Annotated in this window: 10 protein-coding genes; 8 read left to right on the top strand and 2 right to left on the bottom strand. The window is 38.4% G+C overall.

Annotation, left to right across the window (positions count from 1 at the left end):
* Nucleotides 1–55 precede the first annotated feature (55 nt).
* A complete protein-coding gene (locus U5921_RS15765; protein WP_324824414.1) occupies nucleotides 56–2,086 on the top strand; it encodes a methyl-accepting chemotaxis protein in 2,031 nt (676 codons plus the stop codon).
* Nucleotides 2,087–2,137: 51 nt separating this feature from the next.
* Here U5921_RS15765 and U5921_RS15760 read toward each other — a convergent pair whose 3' ends face one another.
* The gene (locus U5921_RS15760) at nucleotides 2,138–2,632 is read right to left on the bottom strand and encodes an SEC-C metal-binding domain-containing protein (protein WP_324824413.1); all 495 of its coding nucleotides are present in this window, start codon (nucleotides 2,630–2,632) and stop codon (nucleotides 2,138–2,140) included.
* A 30-nt stretch (nucleotides 2,633–2,662) separates the two neighbouring features.
* The gene (locus U5921_RS15755; RefSeq protein ID WP_324824412.1) at nucleotides 2,663–3,970 is read right to left on the bottom strand and encodes a homoserine dehydrogenase; all 1,308 of its coding nucleotides are present in this window, start codon (nucleotides 3,968–3,970) and stop codon (nucleotides 2,663–2,665) included.
* A gap of 158 nt (nucleotides 3,971–4,128) precedes the next feature.
* On the opposite strand from U5921_RS15755, the gene trmL reads away from it, so the two are divergent.
* From trmL to eno, 7 genes are all read left to right on the top strand, one after another.
* Nucleotides 4,129–4,599, top strand: coding sequence for a tRNA (uridine(34)/cytosine(34)/5-carboxymethylaminomethyluridine(34)-2'-O)-methyltransferase TrmL (gene trmL / locus U5921_RS15750; RefSeq protein ID WP_324824411.1), 471 nt, complete (start codon nucleotides 4,129–4,131; stop codon nucleotides 4,597–4,599).
* 76 nt (nucleotides 4,600–4,675) lie between these two features.
* A complete protein-coding gene (locus U5921_RS15745; RefSeq protein WP_324824410.1) occupies nucleotides 4,676–6,304 on the top strand; it encodes a Na/Pi cotransporter family protein in 1,629 nt (542 codons plus the stop codon).
* A 121-nt stretch (nucleotides 6,305–6,425) separates the two neighbouring features.
* Nucleotides 6,426–7,862, top strand: coding sequence for an RNA polymerase factor sigma-54 (gene rpoN, locus U5921_RS15740; protein ID WP_324824409.1), 1,437 nt, complete (start codon nucleotides 6,426–6,428; stop codon nucleotides 7,860–7,862).
* Nucleotides 7,863–7,900: 38 nt separating this feature from the next.
* The gene (gene gap / locus U5921_RS15735) at nucleotides 7,901–8,911 is read left to right on the top strand and encodes a type I glyceraldehyde-3-phosphate dehydrogenase (RefSeq protein ID WP_324824408.1); all 1,011 of its coding nucleotides are present in this window, start codon (nucleotides 7,901–7,903) and stop codon (nucleotides 8,909–8,911) included.
* 30 nt (nucleotides 8,912–8,941) lie between these two features.
* Entirely contained in the window at nucleotides 8,942–10,129 is a 1,188-nt protein-coding gene (locus tag U5921_RS15730; protein ID WP_324824407.1) for a phosphoglycerate kinase, read from the top strand.
* 10 nt (nucleotides 10,130–10,139) lie between these two features.
* Nucleotides 10,140–10,886 (top strand): triose-phosphate isomerase, encoded by a 747-nt coding sequence (tpiA, locus tag U5921_RS15725; RefSeq protein ID WP_324824406.1) that lies wholly within the window; start codon nucleotides 10,140–10,142, stop codon nucleotides 10,884–10,886.
* Between the two features lie 47 nt (nucleotides 10,887–10,933).
* On the top strand, nucleotides 10,934–12,226 hold the full coding sequence (eno, locus tag U5921_RS15720; RefSeq protein ID WP_324824405.1) for a phosphopyruvate hydratase: 1,293 nt from the start codon (nucleotides 10,934–10,936) through the stop codon (nucleotides 12,224–12,226).
* Nucleotides 12,227–12,281: the final 55 nt, after the last annotated feature.

Genomic DNA, 12,281 nt, shown 5'->3' with positions numbered 1-12,281 from the left:
GAATATAATGAAAAAAAGAATTTATAAATAAGTAATAAGAAATGGGGGAAGTGAAATGAAAAAATGTATGCAAGGAATGAAAAGTATACAAACAAAGATTGTAGCAATCATTGGAGGAATTATCATTATAGGTATGATAATTTCAGGAGTTGTTTTAATAAGTTTGACTTCAAGGACTGTTACAAATGATCAAAGTCATATTGCCCGACTGTCTACACAAAAATTAGTTTCTGATGTGGATAATTATTTTACTCACTATGTCGCAGTTGCACAACATATGTCCCTAGACTCAAATCTTCAATATTTGTTGACTTCAGTATCGAATAAATCCCAGTTAAAAACTTCTCCGCATTGGGATGGGTCTTATCATATGTTGAAAAAAACGATGGATGGGGATACAGAGAATATCTTATCCGCATTTGTTGCAGATCTAGATGGTAAATTTGGATTTGACGGAGGAGACTGGATTTCGGATGACGGTTTTGATTTGGAACAGAAAGATTATTGGTTTTATGACGCAGCCGACATTGAAAAAGGATTCATTATCACTGAGCCGTATGTGGATGTAGACACCGGAAGTATGGTTATTACTGTTTCTGCACCTATTTACAATTCTTCTGAAAGTCAGATTATAGGAATTGCAGGCATTGATGTACAAATTACAAAAATTAATCAGATGGTTACTCGGCAGGAATCTGCTTATGAAACCGCTGAGACTATTTTGTGTGCAACAAGCGGTAAGGTTTTAGCGAGTGTAGATGAAAAAGAAATATTAAAACCGGTTTCAGAAATCGGATTAAGTCAGTCAATGCTGGATGATATTTCAGATCCAAGTGGTGATGTGGTGGAATTTGAAAATAATGATATCCCTTTTTATGGCGTTAGCGGTACTATAAAAGATGCAGGATGGAAGGTTGCATTACTGATTCCGGAAAAAGAATTTTCACATACAGTAAAATCCACTACAAGAACAACTGTGTTATTTTTTATTTTAGTCGCGCTGATTTTATTTGCTGTGATGATTCTTATAGCAAGAGGAATTGCGGCTCCATTAAAAAGATTGACGGCAATAACGGATGAAATGGCACAGGGAAATTTGGATGCTGAGATTGATATTGTTTCTAGCGATGAAGTCGGAAGACTTGCAGACTCCATGCGCGCATTGACACAGCGTTTACATAGCTACGTCGATTATATTAATGAGATATCGAATGCACTTCATGAATTCGGAAAGGGAAACCTTACGTTAAATTTGGAACAGGCATACGATGGAGAATTTGAACAAATTAAGATTGCATTGCTTAATATGTCTTCTGTTTTTAGGGAGACCATTGGTGAAATGACTGAAATTGCTTCACAAGTTGCAAACGGTTCTGAGCAGGTAGCGGGCGGTTCACAGATGCTGGCACAAGGAACAACGGAACAAGCAAGCTCCATCGAGGAATTGTCTGCAACCATTCAGGAAATCTCTGAGAATGTAAACAAAAATGCACAAAGTGCAATGCATGCAGCAACACAGGTACAGACGGTGGGAGAGGCCGCAGACAAGAGCAACGAACAGATGGTTCATATGATGAAGGCAATCGATGAAATCAATGTGAAATCATCGGAGATCGGAAAGATCATAAAAACGATTGATGACATCGCATTCCAAACGAACATCTTGGCACTGAATGCAGCTGTTGAAGCAGCCAGAGCAGGAGCAGCCGGAAAAGGCTTTGCGGTTGTAGCGGATGAGGTTCGAAATTTAGCAAGCAAGTCAGCAGAGGCGGCAAAAAATACAACCGTTTTAATCGAAGATTCGATACGTGCGGTTGAGAATGGAACAGCGATTGCGAATGAAACGGGTCAGGTATTGAGTGAAGTTCTAAAAGGTGTGACTCAAACAGTCGATCTAATTCATGAAATTTCTGAAGTGACCAATGTTCAAGCGGATTCACTTGATAATACACTGCGAGGCGTAGAGCAAATCAGCGCCGTTGTACAGACGAATTCAGCGACAGCAGAACAAAGTTCAGCTGCAAGTGAAGAACTTTCCAGCCAAGCTGCAATGCTAAAGCAGTTATCAAATAAATTCATTTTATAGAAAAAAAAGCAGCAGTTTATATAGAATAAACTGCTGCTTTTTTTAGCGATTTTATTTCCCACAGCATTTTTTATATTTTTTTCCGCTCCCGCAAGGACACAAATCATTTCTTCCAGGTGTTTTTTCTTTGATAACGGTTTTGGACCGCTTATAATTCCTTGTGATTTCTTCTCTTTTTTCAGCTGAAAGAATGGTTTCCCATTGAGGCAAACCATAAAGATAATCCGCATCGGCTGCAAGCATATTAAAATATAGCTTTTCTAAGTCAATATCAAGCTCAATTTGGCTGGATTTATCCGTTTTTTCAATAGGCTGCTCCTTTTTTAAGCTGGATTGTATGCCATCTAAGAAGCCCATAAAGATAACAGGGTCCGCATCATACTTTGCTACTAATTCTTCAAAGGAACCACATACCTTTTTTGTTGGATGTTCCAAAATGGAGCTGTAAATTTTCTTTTCTGTAGAGCTATAGTTCTCCCAAAATTTCGGAAAGCTCTCATCTGTCTGATTTCCAATCAAATCTTGCCATTCTTCAAATAAACTCATATCCGATTCTCCTTATAATATAACTTTTGCTTAGTCAAGCAAAGCTACGCTGATAATGCTTTTGACTTCTTTTACAAAGCTAAAGTTGCAAACTTCTTCTAGTGCTTCATTCAAGCGATCTCTTGTCACTTCATGAAGGATATAAATTAACGGAACATTTCTTCCGGTCTGACGACCTCTTGAACGCTGTAAAAATGTATCAATACTGATGCCATAGTTTCCTAATGTCGTTGCAATGTTACCAAGAACGCCTGGCATATCTTCTGCAATTAGATTGACATAATACATATTTTGCCCTTCTCCGTCGAAGGAAAGATTCTTGTTGTCATTAATTGCAGTCGGTACAGCCATAGCTGTGGTGTTAGTTGCATAAGCGCGAGCAATTTCTACAATATCACCTACGACTGCACTTCCGGTAGGCATGGCACCGGCACCTTTTCCGTAAAGCATTACATCATCAACGGCATTTCCCTTTGCAAAAATAGCATTAAATTCGTTGTTTACAGTGGCTAGAGGATGATTCATTGGAATCATAGCCGGTTGTACATGGCATTCCAGCGAATTACGGTAACGTTTTGCCATAGCGATTAATTTGATTTTATATCCAAACTGAAAAGCGAAATCAATGTCTTCTTTTGTAATGTGTGTGATTCCCTGTGTTGGTATGTCTTTTGGCGATATGCTGAGCCCGAACGCAGTAGAGATAAGGATACAAAGTTTATTCGCTGCATCCATTCCCTCAACATCACTCGTAGGGTCAGCTTCTGCAAATCCTTTTAACTGTGCATCGTGTAAAGCATCTTCATAGCTTAAACCATTTTCGGACATTTGCGTTAAAATATAATTTGTAGTGCCGTTTACAATACCTACGATCTGTGTAAACTCATTCGCTTGCAGTGATGTAGAAATTGCATTCAAGATCGGAATACCGCCTCCTACACTTGCTTCATAGCGGAGCATTACTTTGTTTTTAATCGAAAGTTTTGTCAGTTCTTCACCTTTAGCGGCGATAACTTCTTTGTTTGCAGTAACGACATGTTTTTTATTATTCAATGCTTCTGTCATATAATCATAAGCGGGGTGCATTCCGCCTAATAACTCCACAACTACATCAATCGAAGGGTCTTTTAAGATGTCATCGGGATTCTCAGTTAGAAGCTCCTGCGGGATATCCACCTCTCTTTTTTTTGTTTTGTTGTGAACGAGAACCTTTACTACTTCAATGGTAACTCCGGTTGTAGATGAGATGATTTGATCATTTGTGCAGAGCATTCGATAGGTCCCGCTGCCTACGGTTCCTAGACCTAAGATTCCAATTTTCAGCTTTTTGTTATTCATATTTCTCCCTCCTGGATTTTGATATGACAACATTATATTATATTATTGCTTATTCTGCAAAAATTATCTTTTAAAAGTGTCAAAAATTTATTATGATATAAGAAGTTATGTGTAAACTGAAAGAATATAGGAACAAAAAACAGAAACGGAGTAATAATATGGCAATGCATATTGTATTGGTGGAACCCGAAATTCCTCCCAACACGGGAAACATAGCAAGAACTTGTGCAGCAACGGGAACTGTGCTACATTTGATTAAACCATTGGGATTTTCAATAGATGACGCTCACCTGAAAAGAGCTGGATTGGATTACTGGCCTTATGTTAAGATTGAGGTACATGAAAACTTAGATAATTTTTTAGAACTTTATGGAGAAAAAAATCTATACTTGGCTACTACAAAAGGTGGAAAGGTCTATACAGATGTTAAATTTCGAGATGATGATATGATACTTTTTGGAAAAGAAACGGCGGGACTGCCGCGGGAGTTTATCCAAGCTAATATGGAAAAAGCAATTCGAATCCCTATGAGTAAGGATACAAGATTACGCTCTTTAAACTTAGCAAATTCGGCAAACATTATTTTATTTGAAGCATTAAGACAGATGCAGTTTCCGGATTTGCGATAATGATTTTTAAGATGGAATAAAAAAAGCAGTATAAAAACATATTGATATAACAAATAAGAAAGAAGGAATTGCTTTGATGTTAACAATTATTTTTTTCCAAGTTTTGGGTGGTTCAGGGTTATTACTTTATGGAATTGAAATTATGAAAGACTCCCTTGAGCTATGCACGGAGGGAAGAACTGTAAAATTGTTAGAACTGTCCAGCAAAAGTACGTTTAATAGTATTTTGGCCGGAGCAGCAGTAACAATGATCAATCAAAAAAGCAGTGCAACCACAGTTATGGTAGTCGGCCTGGTAAATGCAGGAATGATGTCATTGGTGCAGGCAACTGGAGTAATTATGGGTGCAAACGTCGGTACAACAGTAACGGCACAGATTTTAGCATTTCGTATTGAGCTTTTAGCTCCATGCATTGTCGGTGTTGCTGCGATATTTTGGAAATATGTAGAGAATAAACAAGTGCAGTATATCGCGGAGATATTTATTGGCTGTGGCATTATGTTTATTGGAATGATTTTTATAGAAAGTGCAATGGAACCGCTAAAGCTGAATCCTCAGATTCAGCCGCTACTGCTGCGTTTAAGTCGTCTTGATCTGCTTGGATATATCTATTTAATTATCTTTGGTTTCTTGGTAACTGCCTTAGTGCGAAGCAGCAGCGTTATTACGGGTATCATGATTGCGATGTCGGCACAAGGAATGTTGACCATAGAAGCAGGAATTCCACTTATTTTAGGTTTAAATATTGGGAAATGCCTGTCAGCCATGTTTTCCAGTTTTGGAACAACAAGAACAGCAAAGAGAGCAGCAGTGATACATTTATTATTCAATACGTTTGGAGCCCTGTTAGTGCTTCTTTTTTTTCGACACCCAATGGAAAGCATTATGTTTCGCTTGGCGCCGCATAGTATTCCGCGGCAGATTGCAAATGCGCATACTTTTTTTAATTTGGGAACGACGATACTTTGTGCTCCATTTATAAGTATTTTGGTTAGAGCTTCGGGTAAATTGGTTCCTTTGAAGAAAAAGGAAGAGAAAAATGAAGTCAGCAACTTAAATGTACGTATGCTGGAAACGCCTAGTATTGCATTGGCACAGGTAAATAATGAAATCTATCAGATGGCGTCCTTGGCATGCAATATTTACGATCAAAGTTTTCAATCAGTCAGAAAATCATCAGAGAAGATCGTAGAACGAGTTCAGCAAGAAGAAGAAAATGTGATGAGAATGCAAAAAGAAATTGAGATCTATCTGGTAAAGCTTTCTCAAAAAAATATTACGGATGTACAACATAAAAGCCTGAACTTATTATTGGGTGTAACGGGAGATGTAGAGAGAATCAGTGATGCGTCCTACAATATATCTAAATTGGCATTCTTTAAAAAGAAAAATAGTATCCATCTGAGTCAGGAGGCAAAAGACGAGTTGGATGAACTCCATAAACGCATTATGGAAGTTGCAAATGGCATGGTAGAATCCATCAGAGACGGTAATGCAGAACGAGCTAATAATCTGCTTTCTATGGAAATACAAATAAAAGCAATGGAAGAGGTGCTTCGTGAAAACCATGTAAAACGTTTAAATCAAGGATGTTGTACACCTGGTTCCGGAGTTTTATATTTGGACTTAATCAGTCATATGGAACGTGTGGCGGAACATTTACGAAAAATAGGTATTTTTATCATAGAAAATGCAAAATACTAAAACAGTTTGCTAATTTGATGAATTGTTTTTTTTCCAGAGGAAATGTGATATACTATATACAGGAGGAAATTTTTTCTTGGCCTAAGCTAGAGTTATTTCTTGAAGAGAAAGGACGGGAATCATGAGACTTGGTTATGACCTGACAATTGAACAATCACAGAAACTGGTAATGACTCCTGAACTGATTCAAGCCATTCAGATTTTGCAATTCAATACACAAGAACTGGATACTTATGTAGAAGAGCAATTACTCATTAATCCTATTTTAGAATTAGATGGGAACCATTTTGAGGCAAAGGGGCAGACGGAAGAGCCTGAGAAGGAGATGAATCAAAGCGCAGGTGAGAAAGAATATAAGAAAAAGGACGAAGAATTCGACTGGGCGGAACATTTTAAAGAAAGAGAATATGATGATATTAGCTACAAGCAGTGGGAGTACGGAAGTTCGGAGAAAGAAGAATATTCTTTTGAACAATTTGTTTCTTCAGATATTACATTGACAGAACATTTGATGTTCCAGCTGCAATTTGTATCGATGCGGAAAAGCTGCCGGATGCTGGCTAAATATATGATTGAAGGTTTAGATGAAAATGGATATTTGACGCAGACTGTTAGTGAAATTGCGGGTCGATTTTCAACGACACCGGATAAAGTTGAAGAAGTTTTGGCTGTATTGCAGGGCTTTGAGCCAACCGGCGTTGCAGCCAGAAATTTAATCGAGTGTTTAAAAATCCAATTACAAAGTAAAGGCAGCGACAGTCCTATAATTAATAAAATTATTGAAGAGCATTTAGAGGACTTAGCGGCAAATCGTCTTTGCGCGATTGCAAAAGCAGTTAATTTGTCAGTGAAAGAAGTGCAGGAAATCTGTGATCTGATTAAAACGTTAGAACCAAAACCGGGAAGACAATTTGGCTCTGCTCAGGAGACTCGATATATTGTACCAGATGTTACAGTAGAAAAAGTGGGTGACGAGTATGTAATTACAGTGAATGACAGCACTGCACCTCGTCTAAATGTAAGCACATATTATCAAAAAATGCTTGTGCAATCCGATAAAGAATCCAGTATTTCTAAATTTTTAACAGGACGTTTAAATTCAGCACTTTGGCTCATAAAAAGTATTGAACAAAGAAGGCAGACTATTTATAACGTGGTAAGTGCAGTTGTGAAATATCAAGTGGATTTTTTTGAAAAAGGACAGAAATATTTAAAAACATTAACTTTAAAGCAAATTGCAGATGAAGTAGGGATTCATGAATCCACAGTGAGCCGTTCCATTAACGGAAAGTACATGCAGAGTCCAATGGGTGTATTTGAAATAAAATATTTCTTTACCAGTGGTGTGGCAGCCAGCAGCGGTGAGGGAATCGCATCAGGGAGTATAAAAACTTTCATTAAAGAAATTGTTGATAATGAAGATCCAAAAGCACCATACAGCGATCAACGTATGGTAGAGCTTTTGAAAGAAAGAGGAATTGATATTTCAAGAAGAACCGTCGCAAAATATCGAGATGAAATGAACATTCTATCTTCCTCTAAAAGAAAGCGTTATTAAAATATTTGCTAGCCTAATATGATAGAGAGGTATCGAGGATGAAGAAAAAAGTTGGAATCAACGGATTTGGGAGAATTGGCAGGAACGCATTCAAAATTGCACAAGAAAAAACGGTTGATTATGAAATCGTTGCAATTAATGATTTAACAACGCCGTCAACACTGGCACATCTTTTAAAGTATGACAGCTGTTTTGGGAAATTTCAAGGTACGGTTGAATCAAGTGAAAATTCCATCATTGTGGATGGAAAAGAAATTAGGGTTTACGCAGAAAAGGACCCGGAAAACATTCCTTGGAAAGAGCTTGGAGTAGAGGTTGTATTGGAAGCAACCGGGATTTTTACAAAGAGAGATGGTGCGGAAAAGCATATTAAAGCAGGAGCGAAAAAGGTAGTGATTTCAGCACCTGCTACTGATGAAGACATTACAATTGTAATGGGGGTTAATGAAAAAAATTATGATGCAGAGAAACATCATATTATTTCAAATGCTTCGTGTACGACAAACTGTCTTGCTCCTTTTGCTAAGGTGATGGATAGAGAATTCGAGATTCAAAAAGGTTTGATGACGACGGTGCATTCCTACACAAATGATCAAAGAATTTTGGACTTGCCACATAGAGATTTAAGAAGATCGAGAGCTGCTTGCATCTCTATGATACCTACGACAACAGGGGCGGCGAGAGCGGTATCACAGGTATTACCTCAGCTTAAAGGTAAATTAAACGGTATGGCACTTCGTGTGCCGACACCGGCTGTCTCCGTTGTAGATATTGTGCTGGAGCTAGGAAGAGATACTAGTGCAGAAGAAGTCAATGAAGCATTAAAACATGCGGCAGAGAATGAGTTGAAGGGGATTTTAGGGTTTTGCGAAGAACCGTTGGTTTCTATTGATTTTAAACAGGATGACCGTTCTTCTATCATTGACGCACAGGCAACGATGATGATTGGGGAACGAATGGTTAAGATTCTATCATGGTATGATAACGAGTGGGGATATTCCAACCGCGTGGTCGACTTGATTCAGTATGTGATCACGAAAGGATTATAAAATCAAGTAATAATTTAATGGAGGGAAAAAATGAAAAAAACAGTCAGGGATATTGATGTAAAAGGGAAACGCATCATTGTGCGCTGTGATTTTAACGTGCCGCTGAATGATGAAGGTTGTATTACCGACGACATCCGTATCACCAGTGCAATGCCTACGGTAAACTATTTAATACAGCAGGGGGCAAAAGTTATTTTAATGTCCCATTTAGGAAGACCGGATGGCGAACCTAATCCGAAATATTCTTTGAAGCCGGTTGCAGCGCGCTTATGTGAGCTTTTAGGAAAAGATATAAAATTTTTATCAGTTCCTGAAGTTGTAAATGATGAAGTGAAAAATATGGTTGATTCATTGCAGGCAGGTGATGTTATGCTGCTTGAGAACGTTCGCTACCGGAAAGAAGAAACAAAAAATGGAGAAAGTTTTTCAAAAGAACTTGCACAACTTGCTGATATTTTCGTAAACGATGCGTTTGGAACTGCTCATAGAGCACATGCTTCAACAGCCGGAATTGCGGCGTTTATTCCAGCTGTATCTGGATTCTTGATTGAAAGAGAGATTCAGTTTTTAGGAAATGCTGTTGAAAAACCAAACCGTCCGTTCCTTGCTATTATGGGTGGTGCTAAAGTCAGTGATAAGATATCCGTTATTGAAAGCTTACTGGAAAAAGTGGATTGTTTAATTATAGCAGGAGGTATGGCCTATACCTTTTTTAAAGCATTAAATTATGAAATTGGAACTTCTATTTTAGAAGAGGATAAGCTAGATTTAGCACTTTCTTTAATGAAAAAGGCTGAAGAAAAGGGTGTAAGGCTGCAATTACCTGTAGACATCTGCGTTGCAAAAGAGTTCAAGAATGATTCACCTTCTTCCGTTTATGCAATAGATCAAATGCCAAATGACGAAATGGGGATGGATATTGGAGAAAAGAGCATGAAGCTCTTTGCGGAAATGATATCGGAAGCAAGAACGATCATATGGAATGGCCCGGTAGGTGTTTTTGAAATGGATCGTTTTTGCGGTGGAACAAAAGCGGTTGCAGAAGCAATGGCAAAAAGTGAAGCAGTTACGATTATAGGCGGCGGTGATTCTGCAGCTGCTGTAAAAAAATTCGGTTTGGAAGAAAAGATGACACATATTTCTACTGGCGGCGGCGCTTCCTTAGAGTTTTTAGAAGGAAAAGAATTACCTGGCGTTGCAGTACTACAGAACAAATAGGAGGGAAGATATGAGAACACCTTTTATAGCCGGAAATTGGAAAATGTTTAAGACGACAAAAGAAGCAGTTGAGTTTGCAAGCGTATTTCGCACATTATATAAAGATACAGATGTTAAAACAGCAATTTGTGCTCCATTTACTCAGCTTGCAGCTTTAAAGGAAGCTTTTTCAGGATCTTCCATCAAATTGGGAGCTCAAAACATGCATTTTGAAGAAAAAGGTGCATATACAGGAGAAATTTCAGCAGATATGCTGGACGAAATTGGTGTGGATTATTGCATTATCGGGCATTCAGAACGCCGGCAATATTTTTGTGAAACCGATGAAACAGTAAATAAAAAATTACATAAATGTTTTGAACATAATATTACGCCAATTCTCTGTGTGGGAGAAACCTTAGAGCAAAGAGATGACGGGCTTGCAGAAGTTGTTGTCCGAATTCAGATGCGGGAAGATTTAAAGACGCTTACTGCGGAACAAGTTAAAAAACTTGTGATTGCATATGAACCGATATGGGCGATTGGTACAGGACGAACAGCGACTCCACAACAGGCAAATGAAATGTGTGGATTGATTCGATCTTCTATTGTAGAGCTTTATGGAGATGAAGTTTCCGAAGAAGTTCTCATTCAATATGGTGGAAGCGTAAAGCCTTCCAATGCAACAGAGCTGATGAATATGGAAGAAATTGACGGAGCGCTAGTTGGTGGAGCCAGCTTAAAACCGGAAGATTTTATTCAGATTATTGATTTTTAAATTAAATAAAAATGCAGAATATGGTTTCTAATTAAGGAGGAAATAAAATGTCGTATATTGAAGATGTCTTAGCTCGTGAGGTGCTTGATTCAAGAGGGAATCCAACCGTTGAGGTTGAGGTCTATCTAGAAGATGGGAGTATGGGAAGAGCGATCGTGCCTTCCGGTGCATCTACAGGTGTTCATGAAGCTGTAGAACTTCGCGATGGTGATAAAGGTCGTTACCTTGGAAAAGGTGTAGAAAAGGCAGTAGAGAATGTAAATGATATCATTGCAGAAGCAATTGTTGGCATGAGTGCTTTTGATCAGGTGGGACTAGACCAATTCTTAATTGGCTTGGATGGTACACCCAATAAAGGAAAATTAGGAGCAAATGCGATTTTAGGCGTTTCTATGGCGGTTGCACATGCAGCAGCAGATAGCTTGGGATTACCTTTGTTCCAGTACTTAGGCGGGGTGAACGGAAAACTTTTACCTACACCGATGATGAATATTTTAAACGGCGGAGAGCATGCTGACAATACGGTAGATATTCAAGAATTTATGGTAATGCCGGTTGGCGCAGACAGTTTTAGAGAAGCACTTCGTATGGGTGCGGAAGTATTCCACAGCCTAAAAGGCGTATTAAAAACAAAGGGATTAAATACAGCAGTTGGTGATGAAGGAGGATTCGCTCCAAACCTTGCAACCAACGAAGAAGCGATTCAAGTTATTTTAGAAGCGATTGAAAAAGCTGGTTATAAGACTGGTGAAGATATCAAAATTGCACTTGATGTAGCGGCTTCCGAAATGTATGATGCAGATAAAAAAATATATGTTCTAAAAGGAGAAGGTGTTTCTAAAACAGCGGAGGAGATGGTCGCTTATTATGAAATGCTTGTAGAGAAATATCCGGTTATTTCAATTGAGGATGGCCTTGCTGAAGATGACTGGGACGGATGGAAGCTGATGACTGACCGCATTGGAGATAAAGTGCAGCTGGTTGGTGATGATTTGTTCGTAACAAATACAAAGAGACTGGAAGAAGGAATTCGCAAAGGAATTGCAAATTCAATTTTAATTAAAGTAAATCAGATTGGAACTTTGACTGAAACTTTTGATGCCATTGAAATGGCAAAGAAGGCAGGATATACTGCAATTGTTTCACATCGTTCCGGTGAAACAGAAGATGTTACGATTTCAGATATTGTAGTAGGCCTAAATGCAGGGCAGATTAAAACCGGTTCCTTGTCCAGAACGGACCGTATTGCAAAATATAATCAATTGCTTCGGATTGAAGAGCTTTTGGATGTTTCTGCACAGTATGCTGGAGAGAACGCGTTCTATAATCTTGGTAAGTAATAAAAGAGAAATAATCCAGTTAGCGGTTTTTCTCGATGATTGTGGAATTTCAAGG

Source organism: Sinanaerobacter sp. ZZT-01 (genome assembly GCF_035621135.1).
Classification (GTDB): domain Bacteria; phylum Bacillota; class Clostridia; order Peptostreptococcales; family Anaerovoracaceae; genus IOR16.
Note: the sequence above shows the minus strand (reverse complement) of the source record. Positions and strands in the feature narration are given on the sequence as shown.

Bases quoted from the DNA above. Each gene is read 5' to 3' on its own strand.
- U5921_RS15760 (WP_324824413.1), bottom strand. From the start codon at position 2,632: ATGAGTTTATTTGAAGAATGGCAAGATTTGATTGGAAATCAGACAGAT.
- tpiA (WP_324824406.1), top strand. From the start codon at position 10,140: ATGAGAACACCTTTTATAGCCGGAAATTGGAAAATGTTTAAGACGACA.
- U5921_RS15745 (WP_324824410.1), top strand. From the start codon at position 4,676: ATGTTAACAATTATTTTTTTCCAAGTTTTGGGTGGTTCAGGGTTATTA.
- eno (WP_324824405.1), top strand. From the start codon at position 10,934: ATGTCGTATATTGAAGATGTCTTAGCTCGTGAGGTGCTTGATTCAAGA.
- gap (WP_324824408.1), top strand. From the start codon at position 7,901: ATGAAGAAAAAAGTTGGAATCAACGGATTTGGGAGAATTGGCAGGAAC.
- U5921_RS15730 (WP_324824407.1), top strand. From the start codon at position 8,942: ATGAAAAAAACAGTCAGGGATATTGATGTAAAAGGGAAACGCATCATT.
- trmL (WP_324824411.1), top strand. From the start codon at position 4,129: ATGGCAATGCATATTGTATTGGTGGAACCCGAAATTCCTCCCAACACG.
- rpoN (WP_324824409.1), top strand. From the start codon at position 6,426: ATGAGACTTGGTTATGACCTGACAATTGAACAATCACAGAAACTGGTA.
- U5921_RS15765 (WP_324824414.1), top strand. From the start codon at position 56: ATGAAAAAATGTATGCAAGGAATGAAAAGTATACAAACAAAGATTGTA.
- U5921_RS15755 (WP_324824412.1), bottom strand. From the start codon at position 3,970: ATGAATAACAAAAAGCTGAAAATTGGAATCTTAGGTCTAGGAACCGTA.